The organism is Streptomyces sp. NPDC019396 (genome assembly GCF_040632375.1).
Taxonomy (GTDB): Bacteria; Actinomycetota; Actinomycetes; order Streptomycetales; family Streptomycetaceae; genus Streptomyces.
The window spans coordinates 61,696-80,248 of sequence record NZ_JBEYBS010000027.1; the positions used below are offsets into that span (position 1 = coordinate 61,696).

The window sequence follows — 18,553 nt, forward strand, 5'->3', positions numbered from 1 at the left end:
GTCCCCGGCCCGCGTGGGCGGCCTCGGCTGGACGAGCTCCGGAGGCCGCCGCACCATGTGACGGGGATCACGTGGCGGGAAGATCCTGTCGGCCGTGTTCCACGTCTAGAGGGTGTGAGAACAGTCAGGAGGACACCGCGCGAGTCCGACGAGGAGCATCTCGTCCGGCTCGTGGCCGGTGGGGACCGCGCGGCGTTCGAGGAGCTGTACCGGCGTACGTCGCCGTGGCTGGCGGTGCGGCTGCGCCGCCGCTGCGCGGACGAGCAGATCGTCGCCGAGGTCATGCAGGAGACCTATCTGGCGGTGTGGCGCGCGGCAGGCGCGTTTGCCGGGGCAGCGGTCGGCGGGACGGCGGTCGGGTGGCTGTGGACGATCGCGGCACGTCGCCTCGTCGACGCGTTCCGGCGCCGGGCCCACCATGCCGATCCACCGCCCGCGGCGGCTCACGCCGAAGCGGCGCCCGCCGCCGAGGACGAGGCCCTCGCGGTGACCGTCGGCGGGGACGTCGGAGACGCACTGCGCCGGCTGGCACCCGAACTCAGCCAGGTGCTGCAGGCCATGGTCCTCGACGGGCTGTCCGTCCGGGAGACCGCGGTCCTGCTGGGGCTGCCCGAAGGCACGGTCAAGACCCGTGCCCGCCGGGCCCGAAGCGTGATGCGGGAGGCGCTTTCATGAGCGTGGAACACGTGCCGGCGCGGATCATCGACGGCTACGCGCGCGGCGACACGGGCATCGCCCCCGACGTCGTGTGGGCCCTCGAGGCCCACATGGAGACCTGCGGACCGTGCCGCGACCGTCTGTCGGCCGCCGTCACGGCCGGGGCGCCCGCGGTGGCGGCACTGGTGGACACGGTGTGGTCCGGTCTCGAACCGGGGCTGGCCGCGAGCATCCCGGTGCCGTACCGGCGGAAGTGGCCCGCGCGGCTGACCGGTTGGCTGACTCCCTCGATGGTGCCCTGGCTGGCCATGACGATGACCGTCACCCTGGTCGCGCTGCTGCTCGACCTGGTCGGCACCGGCCCCGAAGAGGCGCCACTCGTCCTGCTGCTCGCCCCTGTGCTGCCCGTGCTCGGTGTCGCGGCCTCCTGGTCGCGCGGCCTCGACCCGGCGTACGAGCTGACGGCCGCCACGCCGAGAGCCGGCCTGTATCTGGTGCTGCGGCGCACCGCCTCCGTGCTCTGCGTCGTGCTCCCCGCGCTCTTCGCGGGCGGTTGGGCGACCGGTGTGACGGCGGCCCAGTGGCTGCTGCCCTGCCTCGCCCTCACCTCTGCCACCCTCGCCGTCGGCAGCGTCGTCGGCGTGACCCGTGCGGCCGTCGGGCTGGTCGCCGCGTGGGCCGCCCTGGTCGTGGCGCCGACCCTGGCGACCAGCCCGGCGGTTCTTGCCCTGGGCCCGGGATCGCTGCCCGTGTGGGGCCTGGTCCTGGCACTCGGCACCGGTGTCGTGATCGCCCGAAGGGGCGCGTACTCCGTGCTGGGAGCCCATCGATGACCACAGGAAAGGACCGAGACGCCATGCCCGCCGTGCTGAACGACGCCGACATCACCCCGACGGCATACGCCTGGGAGATCCGGGCCACCGGACTGAAGGTCAGAGCCGGGCGCAAACGCCTGGCCGTCGACGGGCTCGACCTGTCGCTGGGCACCGGCGTGCACGGTCTGCTCGGCCCCAACGGGGCGGGCAAGACCACCCTCATCCGGGCCCTGGCCACCGTGCTGAGCCCCGCGGACGGCACCCTGGAACTGCTCGGCCGGCATGTCGGCCGCATGGGCGAGTACCGCGCGGTGCGCCGCAGGATCGGCTATCTGCCGCAGGAGTTCGGCTACTACAAGCGCTTCACGGTACGCGAGTTCGTCGAATACATGGCATGGCTGAAAGAGGTGCCGAAGGCGCAGATCCCCGCGGCGGTGCAGCGCGCCGTCGAGCGGGTCGGCCTCGCGGACCGCGCCGACGAGAGGATGAAGGCCCTGTCGGGCGGCATGGTGCGGCGCGTGGGCATCGCCCAGGCCATCGTCAACGATCCGTCGATCCTGCTGCTGGACGAACCGACCGTCGGCCTGGACCCGGCACAGCGGTTGCGCTTCCGCGAACTGCTCCAGGAACTCGCCACGGACACCTGTGTACTGGTGTCCACTCACCTGGTGGAGGATGTCGCAGCCGCCTGCACCGACGTGCTGCTCATCGCCGAAGGACGGCTGGTCTTCCAGGGCACCCCGGACCAACTGGCCGCTGCGGGCGGCCCCGAGCACGTGGGTGACAGCCCCCTGGAGCGCGGCTACTCGGCCCTGCTGAAGAGCCCGGAGCGGGAAAGGGGCACCTGGTGAGCGCCCGTGTCCTGCGCATCGAACTGAAACGCTCCGCCGCGGCATGGGCCGCAGCCGTGGCCCTGGCTACCGCGCTGGCCTTCCTCTGCCTGATCCCCGGACCGTGGTGGGACGGCACCGCGCGGTGGACGGCCCAGTGGACCTCACTGGCGCTGTGGACCCGCATGCTGCTGGCCTTCCTGTGGCCGCTGGCTCTGGGGTTCGGGGCGCTCCAGGGGCTGCGCGACCACCGCTCGGCGATGGGCGAGCTGCTGGCGAGCACACCGCGGCCCGCCCGGCACCGCGCCGCCACCCTGGTGGGCGCCACCGCCATCGCACTGGCTTCGGCCTTCGCGCTCCTCAGCCTCATCGGCGCCGTCCAGGTGTTCGCCGGAAGCGCCTATGCCCACCTCGGCTGGCTGCCGATCCCACTGGTCGGCGTGCTCGCCCTCGTGGCGGGAGCCGTTCTGGGCATGGGAGTCGGACGCGCCCTGCCGTCCCCCCTCACTCCGCCCGCGCTCGCCGTGGTCGCCCTGGCCTGCACCACCCTCCTGCGGCTGTCCTCGGACCCGGCGGTGCCGACGGGCGCCGTGCCGATCCGCTTCGCGCTGCTGTCTCCGGGGGTGGCACCCGTGCGCGAGGTGCTCCTCACGCTCTCCGCCTCCGTGCACGTCGGGCAGACGGTCTGGCTGACCGGCGTGGCAGTCACGGGCTTCGCCCTGATGCTCGCTGCGTCCCGGCGTGCCCGGTTCATGGCCCTGGTTCCCGTTCTGGCCGGCGCCGCGGTAGCGCTGCTCATCCTCCCCTCCGATCCGCGACGGGCGTATGTCGTCGACGAAGCCGCCGCCGCGCAGGTGTGTGAGGGACCGGTGTGTGTGACGAGGCTGCACCAGGCACGCCTGGCCGAGCTCGCGGCTCCCGGGAAGGAGGCGCTGCGCCTGCTGCGGCAGACGCTGGGCAGCCGGGCTCCGGTTTCGATCCGGGAGGCCACAGCGCCACGGTCGACGAGCGACGACCTCGAGCGGTCCCGCACATCCGTACTCGTCGACTTCGACGACGGAGCCGTCTCCACCGTGAAGGGCGAGGACCTGACCAGAGCCCTGCTCGGCCAGGGACTCGCGCCCCACTGCTTCCCCCGCACCACGGTCAGCAGCAGTGGTATGCCCAGCGAAACCGCCGCGCAGAGCATCGCCGCGGGCTGGGTCCTCGGTGAACTCGCGCCGATCCGCGGCACCCAGCACTCCGCGAGCGATCTGACGGCGCAGGCCGAACCGGTGTGGAAGCGGCTCAAGGCCCTGCCGCCGGCCGAACAGCGCGCACGCGTTCATGCCGCGCACACCGCCGCGCTCCTCTGCACGGCCGACCCGCTCTATGTGCTGTCCGGTGGTGAGACCCCGTGAGATGGCTGACGTTGTACGCACGCTCACGGCAGGTCCCCGCGTCACTCGCCGCGGTACTCGCCACCGCGCTGGTGGTGTGGCCGCTCACCCGTGACGGCAGTGCGGGGCATGCCGACCCGAGACTGCCCGCGCTCGTGATCGCCGCCGGAGCGATGGCGGTGTCGGTCGGGCTCGGCGGACAGGACCCCGCACTGGACCGGACGGCGGCCATCCGCTGGGCCCCGCGCCGGGCGGCGCACATACTGCTCGGCGGTGCGGTCGTCGGCGCTGCGCTGCTGGCGGTGCAGGCCACCGGCGACGACCTCGCCACCACCGCGTTCGTCATCCGCGACAGTGCGGGACTGATGGGTCTCGTCGCCGTCGGAGCGGTGTTCTGGGGCGCGCGGTACGCGTGGTCGCTGCCGCTCATCTGGCTCTCGTACGCCATCTACGCGCCGCCATCGGCCGGGGCACCGACGCAGACGGCGACATGGATGCTGCTGCCGCCCGGCACGGATGCGGGTATCTGGACAGCTCTCGCCATCACGGTCGCCGGCACCACGGCCTACGCCGTCGCGGGACCGAGACGGTAGGTGCACGGCACCTCGACGGACCCGTTCCCCGTGGACTTCGTCCGGGTCCCAGGTTCTGTCCGGGGCTCTTCCGGCTGCCTGTTCGGGCATCTGCGGACAGCCTTTCGGACCCGGCTGGCAGTCCCAGGGGCAGCGTCTGGAGGGCCTTCCGGGCGCCGTCCCGAGAGTGAACGGGCGCGGGGCCGAGGTCCCGCCGTCCCAGTTCCGCGTTCCAGGGTGCTGCTGTTTCGCCAGGTCAAGGCTTGTTCCAGCGTTCCAGCTTCCCTGATTGGTCTGGTCCTGTTGTCCCACGGCCTCCCTTCCCGAAAGCTCTGCACAGCACCAACCCCCACCGGGAGCAGTCATGCGAACCCGAGTAAGCATGAGCGACATCGTCGCGATCCTCGTCCTGGTCTGCTGCGTCGCAGTGCAGATCAGGCTGGCCACGAGTGGCTGAATCCCCCCACAAGGAAAGTCGATCCACCATGAACACCATCCGGTCCCGCACCGCCATCGCCGCCCTCGCGCTCACGGCGGGGCTGTCCCTGACCGCCTGCCAGAACGACGACGCCTCTTCCGGGGCGGCTGCCCCGGCGGGCGGCACGGCGGGCAACGGAACCTCCGCGAAGGCGGGGTCCGGAACGCCGGGTTCCGGGGCGAGCCCCGGGGCGCCCGCCCCCACCGCGAGCCGCGGCGGCCAGAGCGGCAGCGGTGACGGAGCCGCCTCCGGCGCCTGCACCAACGCCCACATCAAGGTCGTCGTCAGCAAGGTGTCCCGCCCGCTCAACCATCTGCTGCTCGCGGTCACCAACACGGGCTCCACCGTCTGCGACGCCTACGGCGCACCTGTGCTCCGCTTCGACGACGAACAGGCCGCCGTCCAACTCGTCGAGGACAGCCGTCCCCAGGCCGTGGTCAGCCTCCAGCCCGGCGTCGCCGCCTACGCCTCGATCAGGCTGACAGGTGAGCCCGGTGCCGAGTCAGGTGGGCATACCGCACGGAAACTGGCCGTACAGCTCGCCTCCGGCAGCGGTGGTGAATCAGTCGGCAGCCCCACCAACCTCGACCTCCCGCCGGACGTCTTCAAGGACGACAGCGCGGCCGTCACCTACTGGCTGAGCGACGCGCAGGACGCGCTCACCTACTGAGCACACGACGACGGCACCGACAAAGGGGAGAGAACGGTTGCGCAGCTCACTTCGCACCATACGAACCGGCTCATCAGCCACCACGGCCCCGGCTTCGGCCGCGGCGCCCGTTCCGGCCGACATCGGCAGAACAGACCCCGCGCCGCACATTCCCGTCGTCGTGCACGCGGCCGACCCGATCTCCCGCGCGGGGGTGCTCACCCAGTTGCGCCAGCACCCGGTCATCGACCTCTGCGAGGAGGCGGAGTCCAGACCCGGCACCGTGGCGGTGCTGGTCGGGGAGACCCCGGACGAGACCATGCTCACCCGGCTGCGCAGACTCGTACGCAGCGAGGGCGTCCGCGCCGTCCTGGTGGTGAGCGCGGTGCGGGAGTCCGAGCTCCTCGATGTCATCGAGTCCGGTGTCGGGGCCGTCGTCTGGCGCCACGAAGCCACCGGACACCGGCTGTCGCAGGCCGTACTCGCGGCGTCCCGTGGTGACGGCGATCTCCCGGCCGATCTGCTGGGCCGCCTGATGAACCAGGTGGGCAGCCTCCAGCGCTCGGCCACCGGCCACGCCGGTGCTCCCGGTCAGGGGCTGGCGGCGCGCGAGGTGGACGTTCTGCGGCTGGTCGCCGACGGTTTCGACACCAGCGAGATCGCGGGCAAGCTCTCGTACTCGGAACGCACGGTCAAGAACGTGATGCACGGGCTGACCACCCGTCTGCACCTGCGGAACCGAGCCCATGCCGTGGCCTACGCGCTGCGCGAAGGCTACCTCTGACCGCAGGGGTGCCCGTGGGGGCAGCGGCGGGGCGGCCTTCCGGACACCCCGGGCCGCCCCGGCGCTGTCCCCTGCGTGCCTGCTCACGCGGGCGCGGCCGGGAAAGAATCGGGAATTGCACGGCAACACCTCACAGCAAGGCGGGAGCGCGACGGTGATCCACGAGGTGGACGAGGTCCTCAAAAGGATCATCGGAGGTGGCGCGCTGACCGGCTCCGGGGTCGACGTCTCCCTGGAGGCTCCCACCCGCGACTGGGCGGCCAGGCGCAACGCGCCCGCCATCAACGCCTACCTGTACGACATCCGTGAGGACGTGGCCCGCAGGCAGCGCGGTACGACCCCGGTCGTGGACGACAGGGGAGCGGTGCTCAAGCACCGTCAGCCGCCCCGCTGGTTCCGGCTGTCCTACCTCGTCACGGCCTGGACCAAGCAGCCCCAGGACGAACACCGGCTGCTCGCCGCCGTACTGGCCACCCTGATACCCCGCGAGATCCTGGCGGCGGACGAACTGCCCGGTTCGCTGGGGGCGCTGGGGCTCTCGGTACCCCTCACGGTCGCCGGGACCCAGACCGAGTCCCGGTCGCTGGCCGAAATCTGGTCCGCCCTCGGAGGCGAACTCAAGCCGTCCCTTGACGTGGTGGTGACGGCGCCGTTCCCGGCGGCCCCCGAGTACGACGCCGGGCCGCCGGTCACCGAAGGCGCTGCGGTCCGGGTCCGCGGAATCGACGGCACCCTGGAGGGCTCGCCGGAGCGGAGCCACAGATCGCTGCGCCCCGCTGACCCGGCGAGCACGTCCGCCGGCGGCACCGGCAGCGGTGGCAGGGCACCGTTCCGGGGCAGCGAAGGGCCGCAGCCCCGATGACCGCATACGCTGCCGAGCAGCACGACGGACCGGCAACCGCCCACGCCGGGCGCCCATCGGACGACCCCGGCCGCCCCCCGGCTCCGGCCGACGTACTGCTTGCCCGACTCGCCCGGCTGCGCGAGCGGGTCGCCCTCCTGGTCGAGCTCCGCAGTGCGCACGACCCCACCGCCGGGGACCCGTTGCGCGGCCTCTATCTGTCCGACGACGCGGTCCGGCATGCGCTCGGGACGACCGAGACGCCCGCACTGCCGGTCGACCTGCGCGACGGGTCCCCGCCGCAGTCCGCCGAATCGGACCGGCTGGCCCGGCTCGCCGACCGGCTCGGGTTCGGCGAGCTGGACACGGGACTGCTCCTGGTCGCGCTCGCACCCGAGATCGACCGCGGCTTCGAGCCGCTCTACGCCTATCTCAACGACGACGTCAGCAGGCGCCGGGCCACCGTGGGGCTCGCCCTGGACCTCTGCGGGCTGCCCTCGCACACGCCCGGGGCACGGGCCCGTTTCCATGCGGCGGCGCCGCTGGCCGCGTTCGGGCTCGTCGGGACCGACGAGCCCGAACGCCCCTTCCTCAGCCGCTCGCTGCGCGTCCCGGACCGGCTCGTCGCCCATCTCATCGGCGACGACACCCCGGATGCCGCACTCGCCGGCCGGGTACGCCCGCTCGTGGCCTGCCCCGGGCCTTACGACGAGGACTTCACTCGCAGGCTCACCGACCGGATCTCCGCCGCGCCGCTCACCGCCTACCTGAGGGAACAGCGGGAGGGCGACGGCCTGGTCTGCGCCGCCGCGGCTCTGGGCAGGGCCGGTCGCGATGCGCTGCACTTCACCCCGGTCGACACCGGCACCGCTACCGCTACCGGCACAGGAACCACTACCACCACCGGGCCCGGTCCGCTCGGCGAACTCCTGCGCGAGGCCAGGCTCAGCGGCCGCGCGCTGGTCGTGTCACCGGTCCCGGACGATCCCGGTCCGCTGATACGGGCGCTGACCGCGCGCGATGTGACCGTACTGTTCACCGGCACCCGCCCGTACGACCCCCAGTGGTGCGACGAAGACCCCCTGGTCCTCGATGTGCCGAGACTGCGCGCCGATTCCGCCGACGCCTGGGCTTCCACACTCGGCGTGGCCACCCACGAGTCCGGGTCGGGCGGCGAGACGGATCCCGGGGCCGACCTCGTCACCGCCGTCGCCCCGTACCGTCTCGGCGGCGAACGCATGGCCCGGGCCGCACGCACCGCCCGGGAACTCGCCGAGTTCGACGGCACCCCGCTGACCGCCGCCCATCTCCGGCTCGCCGCCCGTCTCCAGTCCGCGTCCGGTCTGGAGCGGCACGCACGCCGGATCCGGCCCGATGTCGGCTGGGAGGACCTCGTGCTCCCGGACGGGCCACTCGGGCAGCTCAGGGAACTGGCCCTGCGAGCCCGGCATCGCGACCGGGTGCTCGGAGACTGGCGGCTCAGCGCGGGGGGCGGCCGAGGGCGCGGGGTGATCGGACTGTTCGCCGGTGAGTCCGGCACGGGCAAGACGATGTCCGCCGAGGTCGTCGCGGCCGAACTCGGCCTGGATCTCTACGTGGTTCAGTTGTCGTCCGTCGTCGACAAGTACGTGGGCGAGACCGAGAAGAACCTGGAACGGATCTTCACCGAGGCCGACCGTACCGACGCCGTGCTGCTCTTCGACGAGGCCGACTCCGTCTTCGGCAAGCGCTCCGAGGTGAAGGACTCACACGACCGCTACGCCAACATGGAGAGCGCCTATCTCCTCCAGCGCCTGGAGTCCTTCGACGGAATCGCGCTGCTGACCACCAATCTGCGGGCCAACGTGGACGAGGCGTTCACCCGGCGCCTGGACCTGGTGATCGACTTCCCGTTCCCCGACGCGGATCAGCGGTTGGCCCTCTGGCGCCACAGCCTGGCCCGGGTGCCCTGTGCCGACGGCACCGACCCGGGGCGCTGCGCCCGGGACTTCGAGCTCGCCGGGGGATCGATCCGCAGCGCCGTCGTCACCGCCGCCTACGCGGCCGCCGGCCGAGGTGAGCCGGTGACCACGGCCGACCTGCTGGACGGCGCCCGCCGGGAATACCGCAAGGCGGGACGCCTGGTGCCGGGCGAGGGCAACTGGTAGCGGCCCTCGCCGCTCCCGCGTGGCCTCACGCTCGCCCGGCGGACCGAGAGCGCGTCGGCTACTCGACGCGCCACTTCTGGTTCGACTGCCCGTTGCACGTCCACAGCACGAGCTTCGTCCCGTTCTCCGTGCCCTGGTCGAAGGCGTCCACGCACTTGTCCGCCTGCGGGTTCACCAGGTCGCCGGCCTCACTCAGCACGAATGTCTGCGCGGGGTTGCCGCTGCACCGGGCCATCTGGATGGCGGCCCCGTCGTCCCGGGAGCCGTTCGCGACATCCATGCACAGTCCGAGCGAGCGCACGGTGCCGTCCTCCAGGAACTCCCACTTCTGGTTGGCCGATCCGGCACAGCCCCAGATCTGGAGCTGGGTCCCGTCCGGGTATCCGCCGTCCTGAGCGTCGGTGACGTCGATACAGAGGTCCGAGCCCTGCCCGATGATCACGGACCCGGCCGCCGGTTCCTCGGGCGCCGGTTCGGTGTCCGGCTCCCCGCCCCCGCCCCCTTCAGGCCCGGGATCGGTCTCGGGCTCTTCGGACGGCTCCGCCGGCTTCTCGGGTTCCTCCGAGGGCTTCTCCTCCGGGGACGCGGCCGGGTCGGGCAGTACGACCCCGGCTTCCACGGGCTTCTCCGTGGCGGCACTGCGGACCTGGGGCTTGTAGGTGATCCAGAGCATCACGAACGTGATGGCGAGCGCCAGAAGGATCCCGAGGAACGTGGCGAGCCAGCGGGGCAGGAAGCCGCGCTGGACGTAGGTGCCCTCGGTGTTCAGCGGGTCCACCCCGGAGCGCTGCACGGCCAGTGTGTAGGGCCGCCGCTCCTTCGAACCGAACCAGATGATCTCCCGGGGCCTGAGCCGCACGTTCAGGAAGGCGGCGCGGCCCGGTTCGATCTGGACGCTGGACGGGTGGATCTCGTACGAGAGGTCGTCGCCGTTGTCACTTCCGGCGACCGAGCAGGTCAGTCTGGTGTTGCCGATGTTGTCGATCGCCAGCTTCGGCCGTCCCCGGAACCGGCCCTTCACGGTGGGCGGGACGATCTCGGCCCGCACTTCGGTGAACGGAGTGATCGTCAGGTTGCCTTCGGGGACGGTGGTGGCCTCGGGGTGCTCCGTCGGCGAGATCCGTACGGCGTACGGGTTGGGGCCCGCGGTCGCGTCGGGGGTACGGGGCGGGGTGAAGGTCAGCTCCACCGTTCCCGTGGTGCCGGGGTAGAGCCGCAGGGTCTGCGGCTCCACCCTCGTCCACGGGGCGATGTCGCCGACGGGTTCGAAGCGGTACTCGTCGACGACATCGCCGGTGTTGCGCACACGCAGTCGAACGGTCGTCGTGCCACCGGGATCCACGGTGGCCGACGCGGGTTCCAGAGAAGTCCAAAGGCTCACGTTTCGGACGCTAACGGGAAGGCGGCGTCGTGTCCGCAGGCCCCGGGGCACGATCCCGTGCCCGAAGAGGCGAGGCCGGCGGTCCGACCGCGCCGGACGGCGCGGTCGGGGCTCCCGGGAACCGTCTTCACAGAGCCTTGTGGTAGTGGTTGTCAGGGTCGTTGATGAAGTGCGCGTAGGAGTTGGCAGCGAAGGCCGGCCACGATTCCACCGGGATGATCGGAACGCGCCGCAGCTCCACCAGGATCTGCTTGCGGTCACCCGTCGGGTCGCTCCACTCGTCGACCGGGCGTCCGATGTCGACCGGCCGCTTTCCGCTGGGCCACACCGGGTCTCGCCCTGACATGACCTCGTCGACGACATCCCGGCAGACCTGGCTGCTCTCCGCCAGCTCGTCGTGCAGCGACTTCAGCAGCGCGGTGAGTTTGTTCCCGTCCACACTCGCACCGATCACCCCGTCATCGACAAGGCTCTTCCACAACGTGCCCATGTCGGTCTTGAGCAGGAGCGGCATGTCCTTCTCCACTCGCGTCGGGAACGTCGAGAGGTGAACGGCGGCCGAGGCCATGGCCTGGAACATGCCGCGCACACTGGCGAGTTGTTCGGCCGTTGCCGTCTCGCTCATCTTGAAATACCTGATGAGTCTGCTGTCCTTCATCTTGAGGATCTTCGCGGCGACCTCGGCGTTGACCGACATCTCGTCCTGGGTCTCGTCGGACCGCCAGTACCCGCCGTCGACGCCGTAGAAGTTCTCGGAGTGCTCATCGTCGGAATTCGCCAGCATATTCATGCCAGGCAAGGCGTCCAGCGGTACATCTGGATTCACCTGTGGCTGGCCCATGTTGTCGGCCTCTGTCACAACCACGGTGACCTCCTCATTACCGAGCTCGAACTCGGGCGTGGCGTCCGGGTCCTGCCTCTGGTCGGCCCTGGTCTGGCGGTATATCAATTGCGCCACCCGCGAGATCTCACTCATGACCGCGTTGAGCAGGCGTATGTCGGTGAACGGCTGCGTGACGAACTCCAGATTGGCGTCGCCATCCTGGACGACGCACCATTGCCGGCCGTAGTGCTGGGTCGGGATCTGGTACGGCTCCTCGTATTCGTTCTCCATGTCGACCTCGACTTCGCTGTTCAACTGCTGGAACTCGAAGCCGACCGCGGCTCGCTGCACGAACCCCGCGTGGTCGCCGCCGTGCGCCTGGACGCCGGAGGCCTGCTCGTGCCCGCCGTCATGCGGCCCCACCTCACGCTGCACCGGAGCGGGACCCGCCATCACCCGCGTCGCGTTGGCCTCTGCGGCGCGCTCGTAGCTGTCGCCCGGGTCGCTGACCCGGAGCCCGCCGCCGTTGTCGGTGCCGGCGACGGGACCCTGGCTCTGCTGGACCACATGGGTCAGCTCATGGGCGAGGGTGTGCTTGTCCCGGCCGTCCCACACGACGTGGTTGCGGGAGGTGTACGCGCTCGCCCCGATCTCGGCCGCCGACCGCTGGGCGACGGTGTCCGTGTGCACCCGCACGGAACTGAAGTCGACGCCTCCGAACCGGGCTGACATCTCGCTGCCCAGTGCCGTGTCCAGGGGCCGGCCGGGTGAGCCCAGCACCTGGTGCACCAGAGAGCTCCGTTGGACGGCGGGCTGCTGCTGGTCGTGTCCGCAGCCGGCGGAGTGCTGGTGCCGCTCCGCGGCGACCGCGCGGGACACCGCCGCGTTGCCCGCCGCACGCTGGAGTGCCAGGAGCCGCTGCGCGGACGTGCTCGACGACGCCCTCCCACGGGCCTTGTCCCGGTCCCCGGCCTGGCTGCCGGTCCTCTGCTCTTGTCCGCGCACGATGCTCCCTCGCTGGATGACATCCCAGCGTTACCCGCTCGCCGCCGCTGCCGACAGGGCTTTGAGGGCAGCCTCAGGGGCAGATACGTGCAGTCGAAGTGCTGCCGGGTTTGACGAACTGCCCATCGGGGCAACGGCCGTGCCCCCGAACAGGTACGGACGACCGTTCCGAACAAGGCCTTCACTGCAGACAGTGAAGGCTGTCGTGTCTCGTACCCGAGGAGAAGAGCATGCCGTCCTACCTGTCGCCCGGCGTATACGTCGAGGAGGTGGCCAGTGGCTCGCGCCCCATCGAGGGGGTGGGGACGTCGGTGGCGGCCTTCGTGGGGCTGGCCCCCAACGGTCCGCTGAACCAGCCGACCCTGGTGACCAACTGGACCCAGTACGTCGCAGCCTTCGGTGACTTCACCGACGGGTACTACCTGGCGCACAGCGTCTACGGCTTCTTCAACAACGGCGGTACGGCCGCGTATGTCGTCCGGGTCGGCGGCGCATCCGGGGGTGCCTCCGAGGCCTCCGTGCCCGCCGCGAACGGTTCGGCCGTGGCCGGTTCGGGCACCCCGGCCGCGCTGCCCCCGGGGGAGCCGCGTCAGCTCGGTACGTTCACCGTGACCGCCCTGGCGCCCGGCTCGCTGAGCGTCGAGGTCGCCGACCCGGAGGGCGAAGGGGCGGCGGACCGGTTCCGGCTGATCGTCAAGAACGGCGACGAGGTCGCCGAGACGTTCAACGTCTCCGCCAAGAGGAGCGGTCGCAACTACGTCGTCACCCAGGTCAAGGAGCGCTCCAAGCTCATCACCGTGGAGGAGGCGGCCCCCGCCGCCCAGCTCGCCCGGCCCGAGAACCAGACCGTGGCGCTGCCCGCATCGGCCCCGGCCTCGACGGGCGGCGCACCCTCGACGGAGGTGGCGCATGCATCGCACCCCGGCCCGGCCGAGTACCTCGGCGACTCCGCCGACCGAACCGGCTTCGGCGGCCTTGAGGCGGTCGACGAGATCTCGATGGTCGCGGTGCCCGACCTGATGGCCGCCTACCAGCGCGGTGCGATCGACCTGGAGGGCGTCAAGGCCGTCCAGCTCGGACTGATCGCACACTGCGAGCTGATGGGCGACCGAGTCGCCGTCATCGACCCCCCGCCCGGCCTCAACGCCCGCCAGGTCCAGGTGTGGCGCCAGGAGACCGCGGGCTACGACTCCAAGTACGCGGCCCTCTACTACCCCTGGATCAAGTCCTTCGACCCGGCCACCGGCCAGGCCCGCATGATTCCGCCGAGCGGTCACATCGCCGGTGTCTGGGCCCGCAACGACTCCGAGCGCGGGGTGCACAAGGCACCGGCCAACGAAGTCGTACGCGGCGCCGTGGACCTGGAGATGCAGATCACCCGCGGGGAGCAGGACCTCCTCAACCCCGTGGGCGTCAACTGCATCCGCGCCTTCCCGGGCCGCGGCATCCGCGTCTGGGGTGCCCGCACCCTCTCCTCCGACCCGGCCTGGCGCTACCTGAACGTGCGCCGGTACTTCAACTACCTGGAGGAGTCGATCCTGATCGGCACCCAGTGGGTGGTGTTCGAGCCGAACGACCACGCGCTCTGGGCGCGGATCCGCCGCAACATCTCGGCGTTCCTGGTCAACGAGTGGCGCAGTGGCGCCCTCTTCGGGGCCCGGCCCGAAGAGGCCTACTACGTCAAGTGTGACGAGGAGACCAACCCGCCGGAGTCGGTCGACCTGGGCCGTGTGATCTGCGAGATCGGCATCGCACCGGTCAAGCCGGCCGAGTTCGTGGTGTTCCGCCTCGCTCAGTTCACCAGCGGAGGCGGGGAACTGGAGGAGTAGACCACCCTCGCAGCCCCGCACTTCCGTGTCCCGCAGAATTCGCAGAAAGACAGAGATAGATGAGTCTCCAGCCGGGTGACGCCCTCACCTCACACAATTTCGGCCTCCAGATCGACGGGGTGATGGTCGAGTACCTCGCGGAGGTCAGCGGCCTCAGCATCGAGCAGGACGTCATCGAGTACCAGCAGGTCTCCGCACAGGGCAAGCCGGTGACGAAGAAGATGCCCGGTGTGAAGAAGGCGGGCACCTGCACCGTCGTCCGCGGTATGACGCAGTCCGCGGCCTTCAACCAGTGGATCAACGAGTCCGTCAACGGTGCGATGGCCACAGCGCGGAAGAACGCCACCATCATGGTGATGGACTACCAGAACAACCCGGTCAAGCGGTACAATATGCGCAACGCCTGGTGCAGCAAGATCGACACCAGCACCGTGAAGGCCGGCGAGGCGTCCGCGCTCACCGAGACCGTGACCATCACCTTCGAAGAACTGGTCATCGAATAATGCGGCGCACGGCTCCCGGCGCCGGCAAGGGTGCGCTCACGGACAGTCCCCAGCCGGGGGCCGGTGCGGAACCGGGGCAGCAGCCGCCCGCCGCTGCCGCCCCGGCCCCAGCCGCACACGCCCAACAGCTGCGCACGGAGTTCGCGTTCGAGCTGCCGCGCGGATACGTCGACGAGTCCGGCACCGTCCACCGTGACGGCGTCATGCGGCTCGCGACCGCCCGGGACGAACTGGTGCCGCTGCGGGACATGCGGGTCCAGGAGAACCCGGCGTATCTGTCGGTGGTGCTGCTCGGCCGGGTGATCACCCGGCTCGGCACGCTGCCGCTGGTGCACGACGGGGTGGTGGAGAACATGTTCGCCTCCGACCTGGCGTTCCTCCAGGACTTCTACCGGCAGGTCAACGCCGAGGGACACACCCGGGCGGGGGTCACCTGCCCGCACTGCGAGCAGCCGTTCGAGGTCGAACTCGGCGGGAGCCGCCTGGGGGAATCGTGACGTACGCGACCGACCGACTGCACGAGGAGATCGCGTACGTCGCCTACCACTTCCACTGGGACCTGGAGGAGATCCTGGACCTCGAACACCACGACCGCCGCCGCTACGCCGAGCAGATCGCGGGACTCGTCGCGCGTGCCTCGGCACAGGGGTGACGGCATGGGATTCCTCAGCCGGTTCCGCAGGGACCGGGCGCAGCACGACCACGTGGGCCCCACGGGCGGCACGGACTCGCCCGTGGCACCCGTGGGCTCCTCCGCACCTCTCGGTGCACCCTCACCCGGTGTGACCCGGTCGGCCGGGTGGTCCGGTCTGCCCCCGGTCCAGCGAGTGACCGACGGCGTCAAGGCCCCGGTCACCGATGGCGGGTTCGGCAGCCGGCTGACCACATGGCGCAGCCCCGCCTTCGCCGCGCCGCTGTCCCATGCGGTCCTCGACGAGGCGCCGAGCGGGCTGGTGCACGGCGTACTGACCGCGTCGGCCCCCGCGTCCGCCGGTCTTGAGCTGCCTGCGCTCGCGCTGCCTGTCGCCCCTGACGGTGGCGGGGGCAACGCGGTCCGCGCCCCGGCGGTGCAGCGTGCCGCACTGCCGATGGCCGAGCCGGTACGACCTCTGGGTGTCGCGGTGACCCCCGTGACGGTCCCCGCCACGCGGCCCGCCGCGCTGACCCGGGCGCGGAGCGTGCAGCGGAGGGAGCTTCCGGCTGTCCGGACGGCGGTTCCGGCTGCGGATGCTGCCGCCGGTCCGGCGCCGGACGGGGGTTCTGCCGCGGGTGTGCCCGCGGCTGTGCAGCGGTCTGTTGAGGGCGTGGCGGACGGTACGGGCGGGGCTGGCGAAGGGGCACCTTCCGCGCTGCCGGGTGCACCGGGTTCCGGTGCGGGTCCGGCCGGTTCGGCGGCGGGCGCGACGGCGGGTGGGTCGGTTCAGCGGAGGCCGCTGCTTGGTGCGCCGGTGTCCGCGGCGCCTTCCGACGCGGCAGCGTCCGATGCGGCGCCCGCGCCCGGGCCTGCTGTGCCCGGCGGTGAACGGCTGTCCGTGCAGCGGACCGCGTCCGCTGGTGACGGTGGGGTTGTTCCGGGTGGTGTGCTGCCGCGGACGTCGGCCACCGCGCCGGTGAGGCCGTCGGTGACCGGTGCGGGTCCGGCCGGTTCGGCGACGGGTGCGGTGTCGGGCGCGACGGCGGGTGGTTCGGTTCAGCGGAGGCCGTTGCTGGGCGCTCCGGTGTCCGCGGCGCCTTCCGACGCGGCCCCCCTGCCTGGACCCGCGGTGTCCGGCGACGCACAGCCGCCCGTGCAGCGGAGGGAGCTTCCGGCTGCCCGGACGGTGGATTCGGCCCCTGCGGGTGCCGCCGCCGGTCCGGTGACGGTGCCGGACGGGCGATCTGCCGCGAGTGTGTCCGCGGCCGTTCAGCGATCCGGCGCGGGCGTGGCGGATGGTGCGGGCGGGGCTGACGAAGGGGCACCTTCCGCGCTGCCGGGTGCACCGGGTTCCGGTGCACCCGGTCCGGCCGGGCCGGCGCCAGGCAGGTCCGTGTCCGGGCCCGCTGGGGCCGATGCGGGACAGCCGTCCGTACAGCGGACCGCGTCCGCCGGCGACGGGGGAGTTGCTCCGGGTGGTGTGCTGCCGCGTACGTCGGTCACCGCGCCGGTGAGGCCGTCGGCCTCTGGTGCCGGTCCGGCCGCGTCGGCGGCGGGCGCGACGGCGGGTGGGCCGGTTCAGCGGAGGCCGTTGCTCGGTGCGCCGGTGTCCGCGGCGCCCTCCGACGCGACGCCTCTCATCGGGCGGGCCGTGCCGGGCAGCGCCGGGCAGCCCGCGTCGCGACATGCGGCCTCCGGCTCCGATCAGGGAGCCGCGAAGAGTGGTGCCGCACCACGAACACCAGCTCCCGCAAGCGCAGTTCAGCGCTCCACCGACCCGTTGCAGCTTCCGTCCACCGCCCACCCGGCAGCCCCGGGTCCTTCGGTGTCCGACCCGATTCCCGTGAGCCGCATGGTCACGCCGCCGTCTGTCGACACCGCACCGGCCTCCGCAGGGACAGCGGTCGTCCGCGACACCGGCGACACAATCGGGTCGGCTCCTGCTTCCCCAGTCGTGCAGCGGCGTGCCGCACCCACCCCCGGGATCGCGCGGCAGCAGGCTCCCGCACCGCGCCCCGCCCGGGCGCTGACCCCTGCCCGTGCACTCACCCTTCCGTCGGAGCCCGCGGCCGCCCACCGTCCGGGGGCTCCGGCCGCCGCCGCCGTACGGCTGCGGCGGCTGCCCTCACCGCAGTCCGTGCAGCGGCACCCGGCAGCGTCGTCCGGCCGTGCGCAGGGTACGCCAGGCACCCCGCCCTCACCGGCCCCCGGCAACGCGGGCGGGGGTGTCGGTGCCGGTCCGGCGCCGACAGTGCGGCGCGCCGTGGCGTCCAGGACTCCTGCAGGGCGGCCTGAGGCACCGGGTGGCACGACGCCCAAGGCGCCGCAGCCCCGGAACGCGGGTCCCGGGGCTGCGTCCGCCCCGCCGCGGGCGGCCGCCGTGCCGGTGGTGCGGGCCCGGCACTCGGGCGTGCCACGCGGCGGTGCGCTTCCGGGGAACGCCGGGGCGACGGCTCCGCACCACGGCACTTTGGGCGGGACCCCCTCGGCGCCGGCGGACGCGCCGGCCGTTGCGGCAGAGCGCGATGCAAAGCCCGGCACGGCACGGACACTTCAGGCTCCGACAGTCCGGTCCGCGCCCCTGTCCGCACCATCGGCGGCGGGCGGCCCGTCCACCGCGGCCACCCCCGCTGTCCAGCGCTCCAAGGACCGCGGATCCACGCACGGCGCGGCCGCCACCGGTGGGGGAGTGCCGCTCGGCGGCGCCCCGGCGGCCGACGGTGCCGTGAAGAACAGCGGCCGGGCCCCGCTGATTCCGGGCCGTCCCGTCCAGCGTCTTTCCGTCCCGACGACCGGCCCGGTCGCCTCGACCACAGCCCCGGCCGCTCCGGCGACCGGCCCGGTCACCCCGTCGCCCAGCGGTGACTCCGTGCTCCCGGCCGGTCCTGGCGCCGCCGCGCCACGGCCCGGCACCACACCGGGGCCCCGGCTCGGTCTCGGTGCCCCGGACGTCCAGCGGTCCGCCGCCACGCGGGTCCCGGCCGCGCCTGCCCCCGTGCCGTTGCCCCTCCCCGATGGTGTGCCGACAGCGGACGGCCGAGCCTATGGCCCACTGCCGTCATCACCCCGGCCCGCTGCCCGCGCACTCGTGCCGCCGCCTGCGGCGGCGGGGAGCGGCACGCCCGCCGCCGTCCAGCGCCCCCCACTGCCGGCCCCGGCCTCCGCGCCGGAGAGCCTCGCCGCGCACCCGGCGGCTCCCGCCCTCACCGGCCCGGTTGGCGCGCCG

General features: G+C 72.3%; 15 protein-coding genes and 1 pseudogene. 14 read left to right on the top strand and 2 right to left on the bottom strand.

The window, feature by feature from the left end; translation table 11 throughout:
• Window positions 1-114: 114 nt before the first annotated feature.
• The 9 genes from ABZ532_RS26485 (at window position 115) to ABZ532_RS26525 (ending at window position 9,152) form a co-directional block, all read left to right on the top strand.
• Window positions 115-675 carry an RNA polymerase sigma factor gene (locus tag ABZ532_RS26485; protein WP_361288691.1) on the top strand — a complete coding sequence of 187 codons (561 nt, stop codon included), beginning with the start codon at window positions 115-117 and terminating at the stop codon, window positions 673-675.
• The gene (locus ABZ532_RS26490; RefSeq protein WP_361288694.1) at window positions 672-1,490 is read left to right on the top strand and encodes a zf-HC2 domain-containing protein; all 819 of its coding nucleotides are present in this window, start codon (window positions 672-674) and stop codon (window positions 1,488-1,490) included. The genes ABZ532_RS26485 and ABZ532_RS26490 overlap by 4 nt, the downstream gene beginning before the upstream one ends.
• Window positions 1,487-2,323 (top strand): ABC transporter ATP-binding protein, encoded by an 837-nt coding sequence (locus tag ABZ532_RS26495; RefSeq protein ID WP_361288697.1) that lies wholly within the window; start codon window positions 1,487-1,489, stop codon window positions 2,321-2,323. Before ABZ532_RS26490 ends, ABZ532_RS26495 begins: the two co-directional genes overlap by 4 nt.
• Window positions 2,320-3,702 (top strand): hypothetical protein, encoded by a 1,383-nt coding sequence (locus ABZ532_RS26500; RefSeq protein ID WP_361288700.1) that lies wholly within the window; start codon window positions 2,320-2,322, stop codon window positions 3,700-3,702. Before ABZ532_RS26495 ends, ABZ532_RS26500 begins: the two co-directional genes overlap by 4 nt.
• Window positions 3,699-4,274: a hypothetical protein gene (locus ABZ532_RS26505; protein WP_361288703.1), complete on the top strand. Its 576-nt coding sequence runs from the start codon at window positions 3,699-3,701 to the stop codon at window positions 4,272-4,274. Before ABZ532_RS26500 ends, ABZ532_RS26505 begins: the two co-directional genes overlap by 4 nt.
• Before the next feature lie 464 nt (window positions 4,275-4,738).
• A complete protein-coding gene (locus ABZ532_RS26510) occupies window positions 4,739-5,401 on the top strand; it encodes a DUF4232 domain-containing protein (RefSeq protein WP_361288706.1) in 663 nt (220 codons plus the stop codon).
• Between the two features lie 121 nt (window positions 5,402-5,522).
• Window positions 5,523-6,164 (top strand): response regulator transcription factor, encoded by a 642-nt coding sequence (locus tag ABZ532_RS26515; protein ID WP_361288749.1) that lies wholly within the window; start codon window positions 5,523-5,525, stop codon window positions 6,162-6,164.
• 154 nt (window positions 6,165-6,318) lie between these two features.
• Window positions 6,319-7,026, top strand: coding sequence for a DUF4255 domain-containing protein (locus tag ABZ532_RS26520; RefSeq protein ID WP_361288709.1), 708 nt, complete (start codon window positions 6,319-6,321; stop codon window positions 7,024-7,026).
• Entirely contained in the window at window positions 7,023-9,152 is a 2,130-nt protein-coding gene (locus tag ABZ532_RS26525) for an ATP-binding protein (protein WP_361288712.1), read from the top strand. Before ABZ532_RS26520 ends, ABZ532_RS26525 begins: the two co-directional genes overlap by 4 nt.
• 58 nt (window positions 9,153-9,210) lie before the next feature.
• Here ABZ532_RS26525 and ABZ532_RS26530 read toward each other — a convergent pair whose 3' ends face one another.
• Together ABZ532_RS26530 and ABZ532_RS26535 are read right to left on the bottom strand one after the other, a co-directional pair.
• A complete protein-coding gene (locus ABZ532_RS26530) occupies window positions 9,211-10,533 on the bottom strand; it encodes a ricin-type beta-trefoil lectin domain protein (protein ID WP_361288715.1) in 1,323 nt (440 codons plus the stop codon).
• 127 nt (window positions 10,534-10,660) lie between these two features.
• Complete coding sequence (locus ABZ532_RS26535; RefSeq protein ID WP_361288718.1) at window positions 10,661-12,361, bottom strand: DUF4157 domain-containing protein; 1,701 nt, start codon at window positions 12,359-12,361, stop codon at window positions 10,661-10,663.
• 230 nt (window positions 12,362-12,591) lie between these two features.
• Here ABZ532_RS26535 and ABZ532_RS26540 point away from each other — a divergent pair, with 230 nt between their 5' ends.
• The 5 genes and pseudogenes from ABZ532_RS26540 to ABZ532_RS26560 all read left to right on the top strand — a co-directional run.
• Window positions 12,592-14,190, top strand: coding sequence for a phage tail sheath subtilisin-like domain-containing protein (locus ABZ532_RS26540; RefSeq protein ID WP_361288721.1), 1,599 nt, complete (start codon window positions 12,592-12,594; stop codon window positions 14,188-14,190).
• Between the two features lie 59 nt (window positions 14,191-14,249).
• A complete protein-coding gene (locus ABZ532_RS26545; protein WP_093764440.1) occupies window positions 14,250-14,693 on the top strand; it encodes a phage tail protein in 444 nt (147 codons plus the stop codon).
• Window positions 14,693-15,190, top strand: coding sequence for a hypothetical protein (locus ABZ532_RS26550; protein WP_361288725.1), 498 nt, complete (start codon window positions 14,693-14,695; stop codon window positions 15,188-15,190). The genes ABZ532_RS26545 and ABZ532_RS26550 overlap by 1 nt, the downstream gene beginning before the upstream one ends.
• Window positions 15,187-15,345 carry a DUF6760 family protein gene (locus tag ABZ532_RS26555; RefSeq protein ID WP_361288728.1) on the top strand — a complete coding sequence of 53 codons (159 nt, stop codon included), beginning with the start codon at window positions 15,187-15,189 and terminating at the stop codon, window positions 15,343-15,345. The genes ABZ532_RS26550 and ABZ532_RS26555 overlap by 4 nt, the downstream gene beginning before the upstream one ends.
• Window positions 15,346-17,797: 2,452 nt before the next feature.
• Window positions 17,798-18,553 (top strand): annotated as a pseudogene (locus tag ABZ532_RS26560) (hypothetical protein); the annotation flags it as partial.